We start from the raw sequence: 22,037 nt of genomic DNA, 5'->3' as shown, positions 1-22,037 counted from the left end.
GAGCTGTTTTTGCTTAACCCGTCACCAGCAACAGCGCAAATCCTAACCACACCGATAAAAGTATTGATTGTGTACGATGCCCCTTCTCCTGATCAGTATGAGAAGCTGGGATTTGCCTACGCCATCATGCTGCGTAATCTGATTGGACATTTCAACAGTGCCGTCGATCTGGTGCCGATACAAAACTATAGCGCCGGAAAAATCGAATCCTATCAGGCCACTTTCTATCTGGGGTCGTACTATAACAATCCGATTCCGACTGCATTTCTTAACGATGTCAATGCCACGCAGAAAACCGTCGTCTGGTTCAAATACAACCTGTGGCAGTTCGCATGGAACACGGCCTACAATTTCAATACCCGTTACGGATTCAGCTTTGTCGGCTTGCAGGGATTGAATGCGCCGCCCAGCTCGAGCAACCCGACGCCGGGTTTCTTCGACACCGTCTCCTACAAGGGTCAGTCGATGGTGAAGTACTATGCCTACGATGCTGCGAGCAACACGGTAAACGCAGATCCCGATGTCGGCGTCACGCAGGTCATCGATACCGCCAAGGCACAGGCGCTGGTAACGATTACAAACAGCAAGACGTCCGCGCAGGCGCCGTATATTATCCGCTCCGGCAATTTCTGGTATTTCGCTGACATGCCATTGTCATACATCGGCCCACGCGACCGCTATCTGGTGCTTTGCGACATATTGCATGACATATTCGCCGACAATCAACCGGTAAGCCATAAAGCTCTGGTACGGCTGGAAGACGTCGATGCATTGGTCAATTTCGGCACGATGAAAACACTGTCGGACTATATGTTCAGCAAACGCATTCCATTTTCGATTGCAACTATTCCACACTATTTGGACCCTTTGGGTGTGTACAACGGCGGGGTGCGAGAAGAAGTACCGTTGTCGCAGGCCGGAACTCTCAAGACGTCGCTAAATTACGCGCTGGCGCGAGGCGGGAAAATTCTGATGCATGGATATACCCATCAATACGATTCGATGCGGAATAAGAATACGGGGGTCAGCGCCGATGATTTTGAATTCTGGAATGCCGTGGCGAATACCCCGGTGGCCGAAGATTCGACTGCATGGGCATTGGGACGTCTCCTGGCGGGAAAGACAGAATTCCAGAATAACGGTTACGCGCCATTTGCCTGGGAGACACCGCACTATCAGGCATCACCGCTGAGCACGAAGGCTGTGCCGCTAGTATTTAATACAACCTATCAGCGCGCCGTCTATTACACCTCCGACACACCTAATTTTACGGCGACCGTGAGTAAGGATTTTCAAGTTGGACAATTCTTCCCCTACGTCATCAAGCAAGACTACTACGGCCAGTGGATCGTGCCGGAAAATCTGGGGAATATTGAATACAATATTAGCTCTATCGATCCATCTTCAAATATTACCTACACTTGGCAAGATATTTGTCTTAATGCCCAATATGCCACGGTGGTACGAGATGGATTCGCATCTTTCTTCTTTCATCCGTTCTGGCTGGAGTCGTCGCTCGCGCCGTTGGTTACGACGGGATTCACCGACTTCAAAAACATAATTCAGTGCATTACGACATTGGGCTACACCTGGACTGATGCCAGTACACTCGGACATCCATAAGCCACGCATCTGCCCGCCAAAGGAACTAACCTGGTTCCTTTGGTGGTCGAAAGCATTTCAGCTAGCGGTTATCCATTGCACAACTAATGATGGCCTGGCGCCAAAACAAATAAATTCTGCAATAAATTGAGTGCTACGAATTTGCTACAGCAAATAGTGGGAGGTAGATGTGGCGCGGGGTTTCAGTCTCATTCCACGCCGTGAACTATGGCGAGACTTGCATTGCAGGCAGCAGTATAGCAAAAACCGTTAGCACCAAAATGAGGAAATAGCCGCACATCGCCGCCGCGCCACAGATTGATCGTGGGAATGCTGTGAACCGGCTGATTTCTGTATCATTCCCTCATGCCAATCTTCCAAAGCATCAAGTTCCGCCTGATCGGCCTCGGTATACTGATTATCGTGGCCGGGATCGGCTTGCGCCTGTTTTTTGCGCTGCCGTTCGCCCAGGGACTGCTGCGCGAGGAGGTGGCGGCCCAGCAATTATCGATTGCATCGTATATCGCACGCGACATTGACCATAGCGTCCAGGCGCGCCAGGCGCTGATCGCCGAACTGAGTTCGGCGCTGCCGCCGGCATTGCTGCAGCAGCCGGAGAAACTGACCGTCTGGCTTGAAGAACGGCAGCGCGTGAATCCTTTGTTTAACAGCGGCCTGCTGGTGGTGAAGCCGGACGGCGACGGCCTGCTGGCGGAATATCCGGTGGTGGCCGGGCGCAGCAAGCTGGCTTTTTCCGGAATCGCGTGGTTCCAGGCTGCATTGCAGGCCGATGCTCCAGTGATGGGCAGGCCGCAGCGCGGCCGCGCCAACGGCGAGCCGATCCTGATCATGGCTGCGCCGGTGCGCAACGCGGCGCGCCAGGTAGTAGCGGTGCTGGCGGGCGTGGTGGTGCTCAATACGCCAGGTTTCCTGGATCGCCTGCAGGAAACCCAGCTCGGCGTCAGCGGCGGATTCCTGCTGGTGTCGCCGGCCGACAAGCTGTTCGTCGGCGCCAGCGACCCGGCCATGGTGCTGAAACCGACCCCGCCCACCGGTGTCAACCTGCTGCATGACCGCGCCATGGCGGGTTACCGCGGCACCGGGATCACCATCAATGCCAAAGGCGTCGAGGAGCTGTCGGCGATGGTGACGGTGCCCAGCACCGGCTGGTTTGTCGTCGCCCGCATGCCGACCGCCGAGGTATTCCATCCGATCAACGCCATGCTCGGTTTCTATCTCAAGAACACGCTGCTGATCGTGGTCGGCATGATTGCCATCATGATGCTGCTGTTGCCGCGCACCTTGCGGCCGCTGACCGACGCCGCGCATGCGATGCGTGAAATGGCGGACGGCAAACGCCAGCTGGCGCCGCTGCCGGTCGGGCGGCAGGATGAGGTAGGCAGCCTGGTTCTGGGGTTTAACTACCTGGTGGAACGGCTGCGCGACAAGGAAATGGCGCTGAAGGAGAGCGAGGCGCGCATGGCGTTCATGGCGCACCACGATGCGCTCACCGGCTTGTGCAACCGGGCCATGCTGGAAGACCGCTTGCAGCAGGTGATGGCGCGCGCGCAGCGCGACAGCACGCATTTTGCCCTGCTGTTCTGCGATCTCGACGATTTCAAGCCGATCAACGATGAATACGGACATGAGGCTGGGGACGCCATCCTGTGCCAGGTTGCAGCGCGCTTGCTGGATGGGCGCCGCAACACCGATACCGTGGCGCGCCTGGGCGGCGACGAGTTTGTGATCCTGCTGACAGACCTGACCGACACCCGCAATGCAGCGATCGGCGTCGCCCAGCAACTGCTGGCGGCGATCGGCATACCGTTCAATATCGCCGGCACCATATTCGAACTCAGCGCCTCGATCGGCATCGCCTTGTATGGCGGCGCCAGCATCTCTACTTCGCAACTGATGTCGCAGGCCGATATTGCCATGTACCAGGCCAAGCGGGCCGGCAAGAACGAATTCTTTGTATTCGTTGAAACGCTGGAGTCTTACAACGTCTAGCGCGCAAAAAAAATCGCAGGACTCAGCGCGACGATTGCGTGAGTGCCTGCGAGTGCCTGGCTAGAAAAAGACTGGCTTATTTGCTTTTTTGAGCCGGGGCCGGGGCCGAAGCTGGCGCTGCAGCGGCCGGCTTGCCGTCGAGAGGAAATGCGCAAACGAAATTCATCATGACTTCGGCCACCGAATCCTTGGCTGGCGCGGCATACGTCGAATTCTTCAAGGCATCGCTGTGATCCACCCTGGCGCCGGCGCCGTCAGCATCGGCAAACAGGATTTCCCTCTTCAGGCTCAAGGTCTTGGCCTTGCAGTCGTACACCGTCAAATCCTGGTACGACTTGAAGGTAGGCAGCACCTTGGCGTCGCCGTCATTCTTGCGCGCTTCCTTGAAGTTCCACATGGACCATGCTTCGCGGATGCCCTTGTTTTCCTTGATCGAATTCTGGTCCAGCTTGAGCTCTGCGGTATCGCTGGAACCGACCGATTGCCAGTCGGGAGCAGCCTGGACGGCGACGCAAGCGAGGCCAAGAGTAAGGGTGAGCGCTATTTTTTTCATATGTGTTCCTTAAAAAGTGCGGGCTTGGTTTCGACTTTGCATAGTAAACATTAATTCCCGCAACAAGGAAGCAATTTGGTAACAAAATGAAAAAGCCCCGTCTGCGACAGGGCTTTTTGCTACTGCGGGAATGCGCGAAGAAATGTCTTATGCCTTAGGCTTCGACAGGCATTCTTTCATGAACGCCTTGCGATCGTCGCCCTTCTTGCCGGTAGCGTCGACGTTGCAAGACTTCATTTTCTCTTGCTGCGTCATGGGAGCCGCGGCTGCCGGTTTTTTGCTCAGGCAATCTTTCATGAAAGCTTTGCGGTCGTCGCCAGCTTTACCTGTCGCATCCTTGTTGCATGTCGCCATCTTGCTTTGCTGGGCATTTGCGGCAAAAGCCGGGTTAAACACAAAGCAGCAAGCGAGCAGTGCCAGACCTGTCAGTTTTTTCATGATTTTTCTCCGTTTCCACAGTGAGGGTTACCGCATTATTCTGCGACGATGCGGCTTGCTGCATTACAGCACGAAAATTGTCGGCTGCCAATATGTTAGCTATATGCTTATGCGGTCTCGGCATATGCCGCCATTCATCCGGGGAAGGCCGACTGATATTCACAAACCGTATGGCGTGTATGTGAAAGCGAAATTGGATTAGTCATTGAGGATTGCATATACTGCACTGCAACATAGACGACTAACTGAAAGGAAATATCATGGCCAGCATCTCCCCTCCACTGCCGCTGTCGACACGCGCGATGCAAGCCCAGGCTCGCCCTGATATGTACAAGACCGAGGCTAAACAACAGCCGAGCCTGCTTGACAAGGTACTGACCGTCTGGAGCGCGCCTTACAAGAAATTGAGCGGTTCTTTCCTGCGTTTCTGAAAACACGGCGCCGTCAGACATGCTCGAATCAGCCCCGCCTTTCGCGGGGCTTTTTTTTACCTATAAAACGGCCTGGCTCAACACCAACCCGAGTTACCCACAGAAAATGTGCGCAAGCCTGTTGATAACTTCATCGTAAAAAATCCAAGCCTTTGATTCATATCATTTTTTCGATAATGCTCGCGGCAGGGTCAAATGTCCCGCCATGAATGGTTGCCCGCGCTGTGCACGCGATTCGCACAGGCAAAAAAAAGCCCGCTCACCTTGCGGTTGCGGGCTGAATCCAAACCTTAGGAGGTGTTGGAGGAGACAGGTGTAACTATATGGCGACGCAGCAATCGTGTCTGCTTTATTTGTCTGATAACAGATATTTTCTATCTATATATCTCTACGATATTTGTCGCCCGCGAGTTTCATTTTGGTTTTTCATCATGGCCGCGGCAGGCATCGGCGCGCGCCTTGCGCATCGTCCCATCCTTGCAACGCATTACGCTGTGGGTCCCCATGCGATGGCTGCCATCGTAAAACGACTCGGGCCGCCTGTCGTTGCGCGCATCGGGATGTCCTTCCAGTCCAGCTCCCGGTTCGGGTCGCGGCATGGGTTCGTTCTGCGCATGAACCCAGGGAGTAATGGCCAGCAATAGCGTCAGTGCGCCTAGGAACTTCTTCATATCGGACCTTTCTTTGGAAGTGGATTTACCAGGACGATCTCGGTTGCAACCGCTCTGTTTCGAGCCAGGCTGGATGCTTTATGTTCCGTAATTTACAGAAAACTTTAGCCGCGCGGCTGTGCTCAGGCGCGCAGGGCGCGATACAGCGCCGCGCCGGACAACGGCTGTAAACCGCCCTGTTCGGCGGCGTGCACCAGCGCCGTGATACGCCGGTTGGCGGGCGCGTCGCGCGCCAGCGATTCGGCCAGGCGCACGATAGCACCGTTCAGGTAATCCACTTCCGTCAGGCGCCCTGCTTGCAAGTCTTGCCACATCGAAGAGCGCGCCTCGGGATCGATTTTCAGCATGGTTGCGGCAACCCGTGTAAAAATCGCGTCGGGCAAACGCAGCAAGGCTGGCAGCAGCCGCGGCCCGGCCTTGGCGATCCTGGCCGGGTGAATCCCGGCGGCGCGCAAAACGGCCAACGCTTCTTCGATCAGCAGCGCCAGGCAACGGCGGTAGGCGCGTTGCGACAACTCGCTTTTGAGCGCCAGGCCGGAGAGCGCATTGACTGCATTATTCAAATTCAGCAACAGCTTGCCCCATTGGACTGCCGCGATATCCTGGCACTGCTGCAGCGGCAGGCCGGCCTGGCGAAACAGCGCCAGCCAGGGTTCCAGCCCGGCGGCCGCCTCCACCATCAGTTCACCGCCGCTGGCGCGGTGAAAGCGGTTGCCTTCCATCTGCACCACATTGAACGGCACCATGGCCGCCAGCACCTGCCGGCCGGCCAGCAGGCTGCGCAGGGTGTCGATATTGCCAACGCCGTTTTGCAAGCTGACGACCAGCGCCGCCGGCTTGGCCCAGCCGGCAATCGCGCTCGCCGCGGCGGCGCTGTCGGCGCTCTTGACGGTGACCAGGACCAGGTCGGCCGCGGCCAGCGCCGACGGGCTTTCCTGGTAGGGAACCTGATCGCCTTCAAGCCGTTGCCGGCGCCCTTCCAGGTCGCTCAGCAGCAAACCCTGGCTGGCGATCTGCCCACGCATGCGCGCCCGACCGATCAGGACCACGTCGGCGCCCGCGGCCAGCAGCGAAGCGCCGACATAAATGCCGACGGCGCCGGCGCCAAAGACGGCGATCTTCAAGGGTGCAGCCGGCATATGGCAACAGGCCCTAATAGGCGATGTGCAGGCGGCGGTACAGGAAACCGAGGACAAACAAGGGACCAATCAGGAGGAAACGCAAATCGTCGAAAAACGATGGTTTCTTACCCTCGATCTTATGGCCGACGAACTGCCCGATCCAGGCGATCACGAACACGCTGACCGACAGCGGCAGCACCAGCCCGGGCGGCAGTACATACAGCAAGGCCAGCATCGCGCCAGACATCAGCAGCATGCCGAAGGCAAACGGCACAGACAAGGAAAAATAGTAAAGCAAGGAGGCCAGCACGGCCGCCAGCGCCACCCCGGGGTGGATGGTCCACAGCAAACCGAGCAGGGTAAACACGATGACCGGCACGCAAATGAAGTGGATCACTTCATTGACCGGGTTCAGGTGGCTTTCGGAGTATTTGGCTAGCAAGGTGTCTATGGAACGGCCCGCTGCCTGCTGCGACTGCTGGTTCATGACGGTCTCCATCTTTTTTATGTACAACCATCTTAGACCATCATTTTTCTGCGCGCTTGAACGCAATCGCCATCTTTTGCAGCTCAGACGGCACCACGCCGAAGGTGTGGCGAAAGGTCCGGCTCATGTGCGCCAGGTCGGCGAAACCGGCCGCATGTGCGGCATGCGTCATGTTGTCGCCGCGCCCCACCGCCTCGACCGCGGCCAGCAAGCGCGACCACAGCAGGTAACGCGACAGCGACAAGCCGGTCTGCTGGCGGAACAGATGGGTAAAGCGGCTGGCCGACAGATGCACGGCAGCCGCCAGCGCCGCGCCGTTGACCGCCGGCCCCGGCTGCGCGGCAATCAACGCCAGCGCCTGGCTGATCCGGCGGTCGAAACCAGGCTGCGCCGGCCCAGCCAGGGTCGTGCAATCCAGCCATTCCTGGCCCAGCCGCTCGGCTTGCGCCAGCTCAAGCCGGCCCAGCCTGGCCTGGGCCAGTCCGGCTTGCACTTGCGCGAAGCCCGGGGCGCTGGCATAGGCGGCCGCCAGCACGCTTGCTGCGCCTTGCGCGCGCTGCGGCAATTCGACAAACAGGTGCGCCAGCTGCGTGGCGTCGCAATGGATCTGGTGCGGCTGGCTGGAAGCGAAGATGGCGGCGCGGGTGGTGGTCCACGGCTGGTCCGGCGCCAGGCGCGCCTGGAATGGTCCGTCCAGGCCCCAGGTCAGCTGGGTGCCGAAATGAGCGTGGAAGCGGGAATCGATGCCGGGGCCGATGACCAGGGCCCGGCCGCGCCAGAGAAACAGATGAGAGTGTTGCCGGTTCATTGAGGCCTGGTCGAATTGGGCAGGCTAGAATTTGTGGCAGGTGCAATTGCCCCAGCGGTACAGGTGCATCTTGTGGAAAATGTTTTTGATCTCGTTCGGCACGCCGCCAAACAATACTTCGGGTGCAGTCAGGCCGAACACGCCCAGGCTGATCGACGGCTCCAGCGACACCACCGCATGCCAGGTGCGCTTGGGGATGAACAATGCATCACCCGCCTCGACCCGTGCATACAGGCCCTGCGTTTTTTCGAATTCCTTGAGTTTGTCCGGCTGCCGGTCCAGCTGCGAGATATTGATATCGCTCAGGATCGCGCCCCAGTCGTATTTCTCGGAAATGCACATGTGCGGCGTTTGCTCAGGCGGGAACAAGATGAATTCCTTGCTGCCGCGCACCTGGCAAAACCAGTTGTGCGGAAAATCGTAATGCAGGCCGGTGACCGTGTTGGCCGGCCCCATGAAGACATATTCCCAGGTCCAGCGCCAGCCCGGCCACAGGTCCTTGATCGAGAAGTCATGGCGCAGCGCCGGGAATTCGTCGAGGATATTCCACTGCGCCAGGTACATGCGGTCGGGCTGGAACGTTTGCATGTGCGCCCAGTCGAGGAAAAACTGTTCGCCCGGCGCCAGCTGATGGCGGCGCCGGTCCGGCAGCAGGCCGACATCGTCCGGCAGGGCACGCTTAGCCAGCGTCGCCAGTCCTTGCAGATAGGGGCCGACCGGCATCACCGGCCGCGGCTGGGTCTGGCCCTGCTCCACCAGGCCGTTCTGGAATTTCACTTTAGGTTCGGAACCGTCCTTGTAGCGCAGCGCCGCCATCTGTTCGAACGACCAGTTCTGCTGCGCCGGCCAGTTGCGTAATGCGCCCTTGACCAGCAAGGGCCGGGTGCGCGCGCCGAAACCGCCTTGGCGCTGCAATTGCTCGGCATCGATCTGGTCGACTAGCTGGAAGGATGGACCGCGGATCGAAGTCATAGGCAGGTAAGAAGCTGAAATAAAAATCGGGAAAAATCCCGCTGCGAGGCTTCACAGTTTAGCAGGATGGGATAGAAATTTTCCGGCAACGGCATTCTCTAGAAATTGCGTATGTCGTCCTGGATCATCCTGATCCGGTTATCGCTGTTGAGCCGGTTGATCAGCTGCGCCTGGGCTGCGCGCCATAACTGGTCGCGGTCCATCAGGTAGCCTTCGGTGCGGTAGCCGTAACGGCCAGTACCGGGCACGTCGCCGTAATAGCTGATGGTGGCGCGGCGGCTTTCGGCGACTTCGTTATAACGCAGGTCCAGGCTCGGCACCCTGGTCACGGAAAGATCGAGGACGACCTGCATGGCGTTGGCTTCCTCGACCACCTTGCGGTTGAAACGGTAGGTACGCACGGCGATGCTGCCGTCAGGCTTTTTATATTCCACATTCTCGCTCATCGCCTCTACGTATTGGCTGTACTTGGGCGGCTGGTAGATATACGAGGTATTGAGATACATGCCGAGGTCGGCAGTGCCGCCGCCCTGGTACTGAAAGCGGGTGAACCCCAGGTCGAACAGCCCCAGCACGCTCCTGGTGATGTCGCCGTTCGGCTCATTGCTGCTGATTTGCAGGACCACGGTGCCCATGTTGCGATATTTGTCGGACAGCGGCTGCGCATCCTTGTAGGCGCCGTGCTGGCGGTACACATCGTAGGCGTTGAAAAAGGCCAGGCTGGCGTCGCGGTACAGCGCCTTGCGGCGCTGCGGATTATTCGCAGCCAGCTCCGCCCCCTGCTGGTAATACGTTGCAGCGTCCTTGCTGTCTGCCGCATATTTGTACTTGTCCGCCAGTTTTCTGGCGTCTTTATAGTCGCCGTATTTCTGGTAGGCGTCGGCGGCTGCGGCATAGCTGACAGCCGCCATCCGGTCGTCCTTGACGGCAGCGGCAGCCCTGCCTTTCAGGTAGTACTGCCCGGCCAGGTTTTCCCGCAGGCCGACCTCGAGGTAGCGATCCGGCAAATCCGTATATTTGGAATAGTACGGCCTGCTGGCCAGCATGGTCCGGATTGCCAGCAGATCCGAATAGGCGGCTATCTTCCTGTCGTACTCCTGGTCGCTGGCAGTCTGGACTGTGGTTGCATAACTGCTTTCGATAATCCGCAGGCGTTCGCGGATGCCGTTTCTTTCATCGCCGTCGTCGTAGTCCGCTTTCTTGTATTTGTCGTCGAGATAGACCAGGGTCGATTGCACGCTGGCGACATAGTTGCCGTCCTTGAACTGCGAAATCGATGTAGACAAGGAAGCACAGCCCGCAAGCAGCATGGCGCAGCCAAAGAATAAAAGCGCTGTCAAGACTGGTTTGAGTTTTTGCATTCTGTTTTCCCTGTAGCGATGCGGACCTGGCGTCGAGCAATGGCAGATCTTAAGCGGAAGTACAAGGAGGAAGCAATCTCCGGGGCGGCCATGAAAAGCCGCATGCCCATGGCGAGATGGCGGTCAAGCGATGCCGGAGCGCGGCGCCGAAGCCCCTGGAGGAGATCCGAAAAAAAAAGCCCACTGCCTTGCGGCAGCGGGCTAAATATCAACATAGGAGAGGATAGGCTCCGATAGACGGTTTAATTCTAGTGAGAATTGGAAACTGCCACACCTGTCACTTTTAACAGGTTTACAAATCAGGGATATCGCCAGTCATGTCAACTATGACAATACCGCTGTCCAGGCTTGTTAATCAATCGTCATCTGCGATGCCAGGCCGGTTGGCGGCAGCCTGCGCTTGGAGCAACTGTCGCCGCAAAAGACCGGCCTGCTTGCATGGATGCCAGGCGGCGGACAAAAAATTCGAAGGCCTGGAGCGGTAGTCTGGAAACATCCAGCGGGTGGTCGCAACACGCAAGAAACAGCTTGGCAAGCTCGCAACATAGTCGCTATTGCACAACATATCTTGACGCCGCCCGGCCGGCGCTTCAACTCGCGAGGAACTCACGCCAAGGCTCGAAATATTTTTCGCGCCAGCCGAGCTTGACCTCTTCGTAATCCTGGTCCGGCACATCCAGGTGCACCAGCTCTATACGGCCATGCTCGCCTTGCGGGTGGAACGACAGGATCAGGATCGAATCCGGATCGTCCGCCGCAAATGCCGGCGAGCGCCAGGTCTGCACGATCAGCCTGGGCTTGACCACCTGCAGCATCACGCCGGTCAGGGCGCCGTCGAAAGCCTCGAATTCGGCGCCGGCCTCGGCGCTTATGGTGACCGGCAAGCCGGTGATCGCCTGGTGCAGCACCGGATCGACGTACATGTCGAACAAAGCGTCGGGAGTCGCTTTCAAGACCACCGTTTTATAAATCACGTTGCGCATGCCGGTTCTTCCTGCGGTAAGCAAAGCATCAGGTCAACAAGCGCCAGTGACTCGACTGCGGAATGGCGCGCTGAGGAAATTTTCGTATTCTGGGGGACAGCGCAAGAACAGGCGCCGTCGCAAAACTTTACCTCATTTTTCAAAAGCTCATTTCATCGCGCGCCGCATGCCGACATACAGGGCTTCCACCTTTTCGCGCGCCCACTCGGTCTTGCGCAAAAACGTCAGGCTGGATTTGATGCTGGGATCGCTCTTGAAACAGCGGATGTCGATGCGCTGCCCCAGTCCATCCCAGCCGTAATGCGCGACCAGTTCGGTCAGCATGGCCTCCAGCGTGACGCCGTGCAAATGGTTGTGTGTGTTCATGTGCTTCTCGATCAAGGTCCAGGCTGGCATTTTACGGTGCCTCGCTCCTCATCACACAGTATTAAAGTTTTTGGAAATCCTGTCGTTATCTGAATGACAGCTATCCTGAAAGAAAACAAATGATTTCAAGAATCGCCCCGGCCCAGGGTTCGGCCCAATCCGCCGCCAGCGCCGCGTCGCAGATCGCCGCCTTGCAAAAACAGCTTGCCGGCCTGCAAAAACAACTGGTTTCCGCACTCAAGGAAATGCCGTCGTCGAAAGAGGAACAGGCGCTGGCCGACATGCGGGTAAAAATGCTGCAGCAGCAGATTGCATCGATCGAGGATGAAATCAGCCGGCTGAGCCAGCTGGGGTCAGCGCCTGTGGCGCAGGATGGATTGCAAAGCGCTCAAGCAGCATTGCGAGACAAGCAGGCGCAACGCCAGAAAGACCCGGGCGCCTCAGCCGGCGCAGGGGTCGACCTGTATATCTGAAACCAGCCCTGCCCGGCGCTGGATTGCCGGGCAGGAGCAGCGTATCAAGGCTGCAGGCTGGCCCGGTAAAAAGCCGTCACCGCATCGGCCAACAGCTTGTGCGTATGCGTGGTCGGGTGCAGCGTATCCCAGAACACGAAGCTGTCCGGATTGCTGCACTGGGAACGCGCCGTCTGCGTACTCAGGTAGTTGGTGCTGGAATCGGTATTGATGTTGAGGCAGGACTGGGTGGTGTTGCTGACCTGGTATTTGCCTGGATTGCTCAGCAGGTCGTTGAATAGCGCATAGCTGTCGAACAGCTGGATATGCAAACTGCTCCCGTATTGCGCCTGCAAGGAACCGACCAGCGCCGCCAGCCGCGTATTGAGATCGATCACCTGAGCGGCTACCGTCGCGCCGGTGGTCTTGATCCCGAATACCGGCGCCTTGGAAACGTCAGGCAGCTTGAGCAGCAGGATATTCCTGGCGCCAGCCTGGATCAGGCTTTGCAAGGCCTGGGTTTCGCCGCTGATCACCTGGTCGACCGTGCTGTTGTAATTGACCAGGTCGTTGCCGCCGATGAGCATGGTGAACAAAGTATTTTGCGGCTGGTAATTCTGCGCCTTCTGCATGTACTCGGTGTACGACTGCACTTGCTGGATCACCCCCGGGATCACGAGATCCTGGGTGCTCACGCCGGCGCCGCCGACGGCCCAGTTATACAAGGGAAGCTGCAGGTTGTCGGCCAGGTATTCGACCCAGTTCTTGCCGTTGCTGAAACGGCCCAGGAACCAGCTGCCGGAATTGGGCAGCTTCCAATCCGAAGCGTTGTAGGCATTCTGGGTATCGGACAAGCTGTCGCCGAAAGCGACTATCTTGTTGATGCCGCCCTGGACCACGCTGTCGGTAGTCCACACGGTGTAGTTGAACGACAGCGCATTATCGGCGGCGGCCACCATCGCCATCGGCTGGCTGATGCCCTTGGCGTTCAGCGTGCTTTGGCACACCGATTGCAGCGTGCTCTGCGCGACATCGCTGTAAAACATGTTTTCCCAGTTCAGCAGGCCGCCGGCCCACCAGTAGCCGTTGATGCGGTAATAATCGCCGCTGGACGGATCCAGTCCCCAGACATAGGTAGTGGTCGGCTTGGTCGGATTGCTGCCGGTGCGGTACCAGCAGCGCAAATAGGTATAGGTGCTGGTGCTGGCGGCCGCGGTTGCAGCCAGGCTGCGCGCGGCCGGCTTTTGCGCCTGCTGCTTCAGCAGCTGCTGCCTGGAGAGCGGACCGGACGACGATAGATGATGGGTATAAGCGGGATCGGGTTTTGCATCAGCGGAAATTTCTGCCACGGCTAGATTCGAACACAAAGCACACAGTAAAAACAGGGTTTTCATTATTGGTTTCCTTGTTGTCTCGTTTGTCTCTGGATCACGGGAACTGCGCTTGCCACCGATAGCAAAATGCCACTATCGATATGGCTGCGGCAATGTTGACACACGGCAATAATATTCAGGTGACATTAAGATGACTGCCGGTCCTTTCCGATGGTTACCTCTAATCCCGGGTTACCCACAGAAATTGTGGACAGTCCTGTTGATAACCCTCAAGCGTTTTAGCTATGTGACTGATATATATAGGTTTTTCAGCAGTGCACAGAGTTGTCGCGCGGAGCTTTAAGAATCGTTTAATTCAATCCGGCTAAACTGTCGTGATTTCCGATGTTTCCGAGGAGCTGGCCCGATGCGTTTGCTGTTGGTGGAAGACGATCTGATGGTGGGCGAAGCCGTGCGCAAGGGATTGCGCCAGGACGGTTTCGCCGTCGACTGGGTGCAGGACGGCGCCGCTGCGCTCAGCGCGCTGGCGCAGGAAGATTACCAGTTGCTGCTGCTCGATCTCGGCCTGCCGAAAAAGAATGGCCTGGAAGTGCTGAAGTCGCTGCGCACCGGCGGCAACCGGATCCCGGTGCTGATCCTGACCGCGCGCGATGCGGTGGCAGACCGCGTGGCCGGCCTCGACGGCGGCGCCGACGACTACCTGGTCAAGCCGTTCGACCTGGAAGAACTGGCGGCCCGCATCCGCGCCCTGCTGCGCCGCCAGTCGGGACGCGCCGAACCGCTGGTCGAACTGGGCCAGCTGACGCTCAACCCGGCCACCCATGAGGTATTGCTGGAAGGCCGCCAGGTGAACCTGTCGGCGCGCGAATTCGCGCTGCTGCGCGCCTTCCTCGACCGACCCGGCGTAGTGCTGTCGCGCGCCCAGCTGGAAGAAAAGATGTACGGCTGGGACGACAGCATCGAAAGCAATGCGGTCGAGGTATACATCCACGCCTTGCGCAAAAAGCTCGGCAGCAATTTCATCAAGAATGTGCGCGGCATCGGCTACATGGTGGCCAAATGAAGTCAGCGCCGTCGATCCGCAGAAGCTTGCTGCTGTGGCTGGCGCTCGGCCTGAGCGGCGCCATCCTGGTGGCCGGCATCGCCCTGTATTTCCAGGCGCGCGGCGAAGCCAACGAATTGTTCGATTACCAGATGCGGAAGATCGTCGCCTCCCTGCCGCGCCAGGCGTTCTCGCCGATGATAGAGAACGGCGACGGCGGCCCCGAGCTGGACGACCAGATCATGATCCAGATCTGGGACAACACCGGCGTCGTCATCTACCACTCGCACGGACAGGCCAGCCTGCCGCTGCAGGCCGAGCTGGGATTCACCTATGTCCGCCAGAGCAACGGCCTGTGGCGCGTCTACAGCGCGCAGATCGGCAACACCGTGGTGCAGATCGCGCAGCCGCAAAGCGCGCGCAACCAGATCGCCGCGCAAATGGCGGTCAAGACCGTCACTCCGCTGCTGCTGCTGTTCCCGCTGCTGGGCGTGCTGATCTGGGTCGCCGTCAGCCGCGGGCTGGCGCCGATCCGGCGCGCGGCGATGGAAGTCCAGGCGCGCGACATGCATGCCCTGTCGCCGATCCCGGACGCCACCCTGCCCGGCGAAATCCAGCCGCTGACCCAAGCCCTCAACGATCTGCTGGCGCGCCTGGGGCAATCGATCAAGGCGCAGCGCGCCTTTGTCGCTGACGCGGCGCATGAACTGCGCACGCCGCTGACTGCCCTGCGCCTGCAAGTCCAGCTGGCCGAACGCGCCGCCGGCGAGGGCGAACGGCAAGCAGCTTTCGGCGACCTGAAACAAGGGCTGGAACGCGCCACCCACCTGCTGCAACAGCTGCTGACGCTGGCGCGCCAGGAACCGGGCGCGTTCGAGCAAGCCCACGCCGAACTCGACTTGCGCGCGCTGCTGCATAGCGTGGTCGGCGACTTCGCGCTGGCCGCGCATGCACGCCAGGTCGACCTCGGCATCAGCTCCGAGACGCCGGCCAGCGTGAGCGGCAACGCCGACGCCTTGCGCATCCTGTTCAACAACCTGATCGACAACGCCTTGCAATACAGCCCGGCCGGCAGCAGCATCGACGTCTCGCTGGCCGCCGACGCCGCCGGCGTCACCGTGACCGTGCAAGACGGCGGCCCCGGCATTCCCGAGGCCGACCTGGAGCGCGTGTTCGACCGCTTCTACCGCGCCGCCGAAAGCCAGTCGCAAACCCGCGGCAGCGGCCTCGGCCTGGCGATCGTCAGACAGATCGCCGATGCCCACCGGGCCAGCGTCAGCCTGAAAAATACCGGACATGGATTGCGCGCAAGCGTGCGCTTCGGCGCTTGACACACAGCTTAAGCTAACACTCAATTGCTCCCATTGATGTTATTTTTCAAATAATATTAACTACAATTATGTAACTACAAATTTGGAGTTACAATTATTCTCATGGGACGAGGTTAAAAACCGGAATAACCGGCGCAAGCATGGCGTCAGTTTTGAGGCCGCCACATTCGTTTTTGATGACCCTTTGCACATCACCAGGCAAGATCGCATCGAAAACAACGAACAGCGATGGCAGACCATGGGCATGGCCGGCGGCATTTCCTTGTTGTTGGTTGCCCATACCTGGCATGGCACGGAAAGCGGCTCGGAACATGTCCGCATCATCTCGGCACGGCGGGCGACAAAACTTGAAAGGAAAATCTATGAACAAGGTACCTGAATCTATCCGCCAGGAACTCGCGGCATTAGCCGCCAAATCGGAGAACGAAATCGATTTCTCCGATCTCCCCGCTACAGTTAAACAGGACTGGCGCGGCGCAGCCCGCGGCAAATTCTATCGTCCTGTCAAACAGCAGTTGACGGTACGCATCGATGCCGACGTACTGGAGTGGCTCAAAGAAGAAGGAAAGGGCTACCAAAGCCGCATGAACGATATTTTGCGGGCCGCAATGCTGGAAAACGTCCGGCACCGCTAGCGTGATCCGCGCGCTGAAAACAAGCGCTTGTTTTCCTGTTTAAGTCTGCTTTAATTTTTCGTATTTATGCTGTGTGCTAGTTCTAGTCCATCTGCAAGGAGCACAGCATGAATCGTCAAACCTTTTCCCGCAGCGCCATTGCCGTCGCCGTGCTGGTGGTCGCCGGCGGCGCCTACCTGCATTCGAAGAGCGGCGACATCGGCATCGAAAACGCCAATGCCGCTATCGTCGCCCCGGCCCCCGTGGCGAGCAGCGCCGCGCCGGCCGTTGCAGTGGCGACCGACTTTTCCGGCATCGTCGAACGGGCCGGGCCGGCCGTGGTGAACATCAGCGTCACCGGCAAGGCAAAACAGAGTGCGGTATCGGATCAGGACGACGAGCTCGATCCGAACGATCCTTTCTCGCAGTTTTTCAAGCGCTTCGGCCCGCAGCTGCAAATCCCGCGCCATCCGCAGATCATGCGCGGCGAAGGCTCCGGCTTCATCATCAGCGCCGACGGCCTGATCCTGACCAACGCACACGTGGTCGAAGGCGCCCAGGAAGTCACGGTCAAGCTGACCGACCGCCGCGAATTCAGGGCCAAGGTGCTGGGTTCCGACAAGCAGAGCGATATCGCCGTGATACGGATCGACGCCAAGAACCTGCCGACGGTACAGATCGGCAATCCGGCGCTGACCAGGGTCGGCGAACCGGTGCTGGCGATCGGCTCGCCTTACGGTTTTGAAAACACCGCCACCGCCGGCATCGTCAGCGCCAAGTCGCGTTCCTTGCCGGACGATACCTATGTGCCGTTCATCCAGACCGACGTCGCCGTCAATCCCGGCAATTCGGGCGGTCCGCTGTTCAACATCAAAGGCGAAGTGATCGGCATCAATTCGCAGATCTACAGCCAGACCGGCGGTTACCAAGGCCTGTCGTTTGCGATCCCGATCGATGTCGCCACCAAGGTCGAGCAGCAGCTGGTCAAGCACGGCAAGGTCACCCGCAGCCACCTCGGCGTCAGCGTGCAGGAAGTGAACCAGGCGCTGGCCGAATCGTTCGGCCTGAAGAGCGCCGCCGGCGCGCTGGTCAGCTCGGTCGACAAAGGCAGTCCGGCCGACAAGGGCGGCCTGCAGTCCGGCGACGTGATCCTGCGCTTCAACGGCCAGCCGATCAACCATTCATCCGACCTGCCGAGCCTGGTGGCCGATACCGCGCCGGGCACCGCCAGCACGATTGAAGTAGTGCGCAACGGCCAGGCCAAGACGCTGACCGTCAAGCCGACCGAAGCTGAAGCAGTGAAAACCGCCGGCAACGATGAAAGCGCCGGTTCGCAGGCACGGCTGGGGCTGGCTCTGCGCCAGCTCAGCCCGGACGAACAGCAACAGGTCGGGATCCACGGCGGGCTGGTGGTGGAAGATGCTTCCGGCCCGTCGGCGCTGGCCGGCATCCAGCGCGGCGACGTGATCCTGTCGCTCAACGGCAAGCCGGTCAACAGCGTCGAGCAGTTGCGCCAGCTGGTAAGCAAGGCCGGCAAGAACGTGGCGCTGCTGGTGCAGCGTGACAAAGACAAGATCTTCGTCCCGCTCAACCTCGGCTAATGCCCCGACCGCAGGATGTGAAACGATGATCAAGCTGGCCAACAACAACCTGTCGCAGCACATCCTGCCCTCTTCCGCCACGATGATCGGCGTCTGCATCACCGCGCTGTCGATCATCAAGCTGGCGCGCTTCAGCGGGCTGGCGCTGTGGCTGAGCCACCTGCTGGCGCTCAACAGCCTGGTGTTCCTTACCAGCGGCGTGCTGTCGTATGCTTCGATGCGCTCCAGCAGCAGCACGCGCCTGGAGCAATACGCCGACATCGCCTTCATCTTCGGCCTGACCCTGCTCAGCCTGTCTACCGTCTTCATGGCAGTGGTGATTGACTGAATTTTCATTCCCGCCAAAGTTACCCACAGAAACTGTGGACAGTCCTGTTGATAACTCCCGCGCGTTTTAGCTATGTGATTGATCTATATGGATTTTTCATCTGTGCTCATTGGCGTGCGGGTAGTGTCGATGGAATAACCCCTGATGCTGCCTGGCTGCCACGACATCGTGGCGCCGCAAAACTCCGTTTTTGAACGAATGCTCGATTCGCGGTTTGCACTGAACCTGCATCGGCTGTTTGCGCTCAAACAAACCCGGCCGCATGCCTGCCGAATAAAGAAATTGCGATTTCCACAAGTAAAACCGCCCCTTCAAATATAATGCAAAAAAAATCTGCAAACTGTCGATCTCGCCGTTTCCCGCTCGACTAATTAGCAGATCCGGGAATTAATCGGCCCCAGCCGCCGGCCCGGCCCCAACCTTAAACCGAACGGAGATATCAAGATGCGATTCATGATCATACGCAAGGCGGACAAGAACACGGAAGCCGGCACCATGCCCAGCACCGAACTGCTGGCCGCCATGATTAAATACAACGAAGAAATGGTGAATGCCGGCGTGATGGTGGCCGGCGAAGGCTTGCAGCCCAGCGCCAAGGGCGCCCGCATCAGCTTTGCGGGAGGCAAGCCGACCGTGTTCGACGGCCCCTTCGCCGAAACCAAGGAACTGATCGCGGGCTTTACCATGATCCAGGTCAAGTCGAAACAGGAAGCCATCGAATGGGTCAAGCGCTGGCCTGCGCTGGATGGCGACGGCGCCGTCGAGCTCGAACTGCGCCAGGTATTCGAGGCGGAAGATTTCGGCGCCGAGTTCACGCCGGAACTCAGGGAAACCGAAGAACGCCTGCGCCGCCAAAGTTCCGGCGCCTGAGCTGCCGCGCCATGCCAACGCCACCAGGAGACCAGCAATGATCAAGACCATCGCCATCGTTATCGTCGTCGCACTAGCCGCCGTCTTCGGTTATGCGGCGACCCGGCCCGACACATTCCGCGTCCAGCGCACGATCTCGATCAAGGCGCCGCCGGAAAAGATCCTGGCGCAAGTCAACAACTTCCACGACTGGAGCAACTGGTCGCCTTATGAAAAACTGGATCCAGCCATGCAACGGACTTTCAGCGGCGCCACCAGCGGCCCGGGCGCGGTGTATGCCTGGAACGGCAACGACAAGGCCGGCGCCGGACGCATGGAGATCAAGCAAACGTCGCCGTCGAAAACCGTCATCAAGCTCGATTTCAGCAAGCCGTTTGAAAGCAGCAACGTCGCTGAATTCAGCGTCGACACCCAGGGCGACAGCAGCAACGTCACCTGGGCCATGTATGGACCCGCACCTTATGTCAGTAAGGTGATGGGCTTGTTTTTCAATATGGACAGCATGATCGGCAAGGATTTCGAAGCCGGGCTTGCCAACCTGAAGACCGTCACCGAGAAATAAACGACGGTACCCCTGGCGTCGCGTGCAGAGACAGGCGCGGCGCCGTTTTCATTATCCATCGCAGGAATAGAGGAGATCGACATGCTATTGAACGCCTACCTGAATTTCAACGGCCAGTGCGACGCCGCCTTCAAGTTCTACCAGCAAGTCCTGGGCGGGAAAATCGCCTTCAGGCTGACCAACAAAGAAACACCGATGGCAGAACAGACGCCGCCTGACCGGCAAGACAAGATCGCACACATCCGGCTGGAACTGGACGGCGGCGTCTTGATGGGCTCGGATTGCCCGCCTGAATATTTCGAAAAAATGCAGGGCATGGTCTTGTCGATCAATGTCGACACGATTGCGGACGGCGCCCGCATCTTCAATGCGCTGGCAAAAAACGGCACGGTCAAGATGCCTTACGAAAAAACCTTCTGGGCCGCCAGTTTCGGCATGCTGGAAGACCAGTTCGGCACGCCGTGGATGGTCAATTGCGAGAAAGACGGCTGATCGGCGATTGCAACGCAGGCGCACCGTCATCGCGGTGCGCCGGTTCAGGACAGCGGCAGCTTGACCACGGTCACGCGGTCTATGAAAAATTCGCCGTCGACGCATTTCCGGTGCGGCACGCCGGCCACCTTGAATCCCGGCCCGCCTTGGGCCACCCAGATTTTGGCGACCGTGTCGAAATCTTCCAGCTCCAGCCCGAGCAAGGGCGCCGACAGCACGAATTGCGCGCCCTCTTTTTGTCTTGCCAGAACTTCTTCAATCGTCTTTGCCATGGTGTCAATCTGATGTATCGGGTTAATCGTTATCCGTGCGCGGCGCCTCAGCCATCGCGCAGCAGTTCGCGCGGCAGTTCGTAGGTTTCCTTGATCGCCTGCAGCACGATATTGGAGCGGATATCCTGCACGCCCGGTATTTTATATAACTTCTCCAGCACGAAAGCGGAATAGTGCTTGAGGTTGCGCGCCTTCACCCGCAGCAGGTAGTTGGCGTCGCCGGTGATGATGTAGGAGCCGACCACCTCCGGGTAATCCTGCAGCGCCTGCATGAAGTTTTCATGCCAGCTCTCGACATCGCGCCGCATCGTCACCTGCACGAAGACATCCAGCTCCAGCCCCAGTTTTTCCGGGCTCAGCACCGCGCTGTAACGGCTGATGATGCCTGCCTCTTCCAGGATGCGGACGCGGCGCAGGCAGGACGACGGCGACAGGAACACCTGCTCCGCCAGGTCCTGGTTGCTGATCCGGCCATTCTGCTGCAGCAGTGTCAGGATGTTCAAATCGATGGTATCGAGTTGCATTGAAATTATCTTTCAATATTAATCAATTAGCTTTCATTTTATTCTAATTAATATTGAAAACGACTATTAATTTCGTATAAAAATTCCTTCAAGCTCGCCTAAAATAATTGCCAGTGGACCATAGCAGTTCATTAGTAAATTCACTAGCATCCAGCACCGGGGAACGCCATCGCCACATCAAAACCCATCTGGGACATCAGCCCCACCCTGTCCGCACGGATCCCCGTGTGGCCGGGCGACACCGCATACAGCGCGCAAGCCACCTGGGAAATCGGCGACGGCTGCCCGGTGCATGTCAGCCGCATCACGCTTTCCACCCATACCGGCGCGCACTGCGATGCGCCCAGCCATTACGATCCGCAAGGCCTGGCTATCGACCAGGTCGCCCTCGACGCCTATATCGGCCCGTGCCGCGTCATCCATTGCATAGGCGCTGCGCTGGTCACGCCGCAGCACGTTGCCCACGCCCTGGCCGACGTTCCGCCGCGCGTGCTGTTGCGCACCTACGCCAGCGCGCCGCAAGCACATTGGGATCCGGCGTTTGCCGCGGTAGCGCCGGAAACCATCGCGCTGCTGGCCCAGCACGGGGTGCGCCTGGTCGGCATCGATACGCCCTCGCTCGATCCGCAGGAATCCAAGACCATGCTGGCGCACCATGCCGTCAGGCAGCACGGCATGGCGATACTGGAAGGCATCGTGCTCGATGCGATCGGCGCCGGCGACTACGAGCTGGTTGCCCTGCCCTTGCGCCTGGCCGGCATGGACGCCAGTCCGGTGCGGGCCGTGCTGCGCCCTCTTTCACCTTAAGGAAC

At 58.8% G+C, this 22,037-nt stretch carries 27 protein-coding genes; 14 read left to right on the top strand and 13 right to left on the bottom strand.

The annotated features are described in order from the left end of the window. The first annotated feature begins 3 nt into the window (after window positions 1-3). Window positions 4-1,623 carry a DUF2334 domain-containing protein gene (locus tag BM062_RS20650; RefSeq protein ID WP_092400343.1) on the top strand — a complete coding sequence of 540 codons (1,620 nt, stop codon included), beginning with the start codon at window positions 4-6 and terminating at the stop codon, window positions 1,621-1,623. A gap of 345 nt (window positions 1,624-1,968) precedes the next feature. Next, window positions 1,969-3,612, top strand: coding sequence for a diguanylate cyclase domain-containing protein (locus BM062_RS20645; protein ID WP_092400341.1), 1,644 nt, complete (start codon window positions 1,969-1,971; stop codon window positions 3,610-3,612). 76 nt (window positions 3,613-3,688) lie between these two features. Here the strand turns inward: BM062_RS20645 and BM062_RS20640 are convergent, their stop codons facing one another. Both BM062_RS20640 and BM062_RS20635 read right to left on the bottom strand, forming a co-directional pair. Further along, on the bottom strand, window positions 3,689-4,165 hold the full coding sequence (locus BM062_RS20640; protein WP_092400339.1) for a surface-adhesin E family protein: 477 nt from the start codon (window positions 4,163-4,165) through the stop codon (window positions 3,689-3,691). Between the two features lie 147 nt (window positions 4,166-4,312). Further along, a complete protein-coding gene (locus BM062_RS20635; RefSeq protein ID WP_092400337.1) occupies window positions 4,313-4,603 on the bottom strand; it encodes a PsiF family protein in 291 nt (96 codons plus the stop codon). A gap of 260 nt (window positions 4,604-4,863) precedes the next feature. On the opposite strand from BM062_RS20635, the gene BM062_RS25695 reads away from it, so the two are divergent. Continuing rightward, window positions 4,864-5,034: a hypothetical protein gene (locus BM062_RS25695; RefSeq protein ID WP_175501108.1), complete on the top strand. Its 171-nt coding sequence runs from the start codon at window positions 4,864-4,866 to the stop codon at window positions 5,032-5,034. Between the two features lie 413 nt (window positions 5,035-5,447). Here BM062_RS25695 and BM062_RS25315 read toward each other — a convergent pair whose 3' ends face one another. The 8 genes from BM062_RS25315 to BM062_RS20600 form a co-directional block, all read right to left on the bottom strand. Further along, window positions 5,448-5,705, bottom strand: coding sequence for a hypothetical protein (locus BM062_RS25315; RefSeq protein ID WP_139220145.1), 258 nt, complete (start codon window positions 5,703-5,705; stop codon window positions 5,448-5,450). A 122-nt stretch (window positions 5,706-5,827) separates the two neighbouring features. Then, window positions 5,828-6,844, bottom strand: a complete 1,017-nt coding sequence (locus BM062_RS20630; RefSeq protein WP_092400335.1) for a 2-dehydropantoate 2-reductase — start codon at window positions 6,842-6,844, stop codon at window positions 5,828-5,830. Between the two features lie 13 nt (window positions 6,845-6,857). Beyond that, complete coding sequence (locus BM062_RS20625; RefSeq protein WP_254785186.1) at window positions 6,858-7,313, bottom strand: Mpo1 family 2-hydroxy fatty acid dioxygenase; 456 nt, start codon at window positions 7,311-7,313, stop codon at window positions 6,858-6,860. Window positions 7,314-7,353: 40 nt separating this feature from the next. After that, entirely contained in the window at window positions 7,354-8,121 is a 768-nt protein-coding gene (locus BM062_RS20620) for a helix-turn-helix domain-containing protein (RefSeq protein ID WP_092400331.1), read from the bottom strand. Between the two features lie 24 nt (window positions 8,122-8,145). Continuing rightward, window positions 8,146-9,093: a cupin-like domain-containing protein gene (locus BM062_RS20615; protein ID WP_092400329.1), complete on the bottom strand. Its 948-nt coding sequence runs from the start codon at window positions 9,091-9,093 to the stop codon at window positions 8,146-8,148. Between the two features lie 98 nt (window positions 9,094-9,191). Then, window positions 9,192-10,379, bottom strand: a complete 1,188-nt coding sequence (locus BM062_RS20610; protein ID WP_175501107.1) for a hypothetical protein — start codon at window positions 10,377-10,379, stop codon at window positions 9,192-9,194. 665 nt (window positions 10,380-11,044) lie between these two features. After that, window positions 11,045-11,437 (bottom strand): SRPBCC domain-containing protein, encoded by a 393-nt coding sequence (locus tag BM062_RS20605; protein WP_092400325.1) that lies wholly within the window; start codon window positions 11,435-11,437, stop codon window positions 11,045-11,047. Between the two features lie 147 nt (window positions 11,438-11,584). Beyond that, complete coding sequence (locus tag BM062_RS20600; protein ID WP_092400353.1) at window positions 11,585-11,803, bottom strand: VF530 family protein; 219 nt, start codon at window positions 11,801-11,803, stop codon at window positions 11,585-11,587. 119 nt (window positions 11,804-11,922) lie between these two features. Between BM062_RS20600 and BM062_RS20595 the strand changes: the two genes are divergently transcribed. Beyond that, entirely contained in the window at window positions 11,923-12,276 is a 354-nt protein-coding gene (locus tag BM062_RS20595; protein WP_092400323.1) for a hypothetical protein, read from the top strand. Window positions 12,277-12,320: 44 nt separating this feature from the next. Here the strand turns inward: BM062_RS20595 and BM062_RS20590 are convergent, their stop codons facing one another. Then, a complete protein-coding gene (locus tag BM062_RS20590) occupies window positions 12,321-13,604 on the bottom strand; it encodes an SGNH/GDSL hydrolase family protein (protein ID WP_217647629.1) in 1,284 nt (427 codons plus the stop codon). A gap of 391 nt (window positions 13,605-13,995) precedes the next feature. Between BM062_RS20590 and BM062_RS20585 the strand changes: the two genes are divergently transcribed. The 9 genes from BM062_RS20585 (at window position 13,996) to BM062_RS20545 (ending at window position 20,429) form a co-directional block, all read left to right on the top strand. Beyond that, a complete protein-coding gene (locus BM062_RS20585) occupies window positions 13,996-14,652 on the top strand; it encodes a response regulator (protein WP_092400319.1) in 657 nt (218 codons plus the stop codon). After that, window positions 14,649-15,962 (top strand): sensor histidine kinase, encoded by a 1,314-nt coding sequence (locus BM062_RS20580; RefSeq protein ID WP_092400317.1) that lies wholly within the window; start codon window positions 14,649-14,651, stop codon window positions 15,960-15,962. Before BM062_RS20585 ends, BM062_RS20580 begins: the two co-directional genes overlap by 4 nt. An 82-nt stretch (window positions 15,963-16,044) precedes the next feature. Beyond that, the gene (locus BM062_RS20575) at window positions 16,045-16,341 is read left to right on the top strand and encodes a BrnT family toxin (protein WP_092400315.1); all 297 of its coding nucleotides are present in this window, start codon (window positions 16,045-16,047) and stop codon (window positions 16,339-16,341) included. Beyond that, window positions 16,325-16,597 (top strand): BrnA antitoxin family protein, encoded by a 273-nt coding sequence (locus BM062_RS20570; protein ID WP_092400313.1) that lies wholly within the window; start codon window positions 16,325-16,327, stop codon window positions 16,595-16,597. Before BM062_RS20575 ends, BM062_RS20570 begins: the two co-directional genes overlap by 17 nt. A gap of 107 nt (window positions 16,598-16,704) precedes the next feature. Beyond that, a complete protein-coding gene (locus tag BM062_RS20565) occupies window positions 16,705-18,177 on the top strand; it encodes a DegQ family serine endoprotease (RefSeq protein ID WP_092400311.1) in 1,473 nt (490 codons plus the stop codon). Between the two features lie 25 nt (window positions 18,178-18,202). Beyond that, window positions 18,203-18,505 carry a hypothetical protein gene (locus tag BM062_RS20560; protein ID WP_092400309.1) on the top strand — a complete coding sequence of 101 codons (303 nt, stop codon included), beginning with the start codon at window positions 18,203-18,205 and terminating at the stop codon, window positions 18,503-18,505. Window positions 18,506-18,949: 444 nt separating this feature from the next. Continuing rightward, window positions 18,950-19,375 (top strand): YciI family protein, encoded by a 426-nt coding sequence (locus BM062_RS20555; RefSeq protein WP_092400307.1) that lies wholly within the window; start codon window positions 18,950-18,952, stop codon window positions 19,373-19,375. A 37-nt stretch (window positions 19,376-19,412) separates the two neighbouring features. Continuing rightward, on the top strand, window positions 19,413-19,937 hold the full coding sequence (locus BM062_RS20550; protein ID WP_092400306.1) for an SRPBCC family protein: 525 nt from the start codon (window positions 19,413-19,415) through the stop codon (window positions 19,935-19,937). A gap of 81 nt (window positions 19,938-20,018) precedes the next feature. Next, window positions 20,019-20,429, top strand: a complete 411-nt coding sequence (locus BM062_RS20545) for a VOC family protein (RefSeq protein ID WP_092400305.1) — start codon at window positions 20,019-20,021, stop codon at window positions 20,427-20,429. 44 nt (window positions 20,430-20,473) lie between these two features. On the opposite strand, the gene BM062_RS20540 is transcribed toward BM062_RS20545, so the two are convergent. Beyond that, window positions 20,474-20,701 (bottom strand): hypothetical protein, encoded by a 228-nt coding sequence (locus BM062_RS20540; RefSeq protein WP_092400303.1) that lies wholly within the window; start codon window positions 20,699-20,701, stop codon window positions 20,474-20,476. Window positions 20,702-20,748: 47 nt separating this feature from the next. Then, window positions 20,749-21,225: an Lrp/AsnC family transcriptional regulator gene (locus BM062_RS20535; protein WP_092400301.1), complete on the bottom strand. Its 477-nt coding sequence runs from the start codon at window positions 21,223-21,225 to the stop codon at window positions 20,749-20,751. Window positions 21,226-21,450: 225 nt separating this feature from the next. On the opposite strand from BM062_RS20535, the gene kynB reads away from it, so the two are divergent. Next, a complete protein-coding gene (gene kynB / locus BM062_RS20530; RefSeq protein WP_371326616.1) occupies window positions 21,451-22,032 on the top strand; it encodes an arylformamidase in 582 nt (193 codons plus the stop codon). The last annotated feature ends 5 nt before the right edge of the window (window positions 22,033-22,037 follow it).

Origin of the sequence: Collimonas sp. OK412 (assembly GCF_900112135.1) — a bacterium.
Classification (GTDB): Bacteria; Pseudomonadota; Gammaproteobacteria; order Burkholderiales; family Burkholderiaceae_D; genus Collimonas; species Collimonas rhizosphaerae.
Note: the sequence above shows the minus strand (reverse complement) of the source record. Positions and strands in the feature narration are given on the sequence as shown.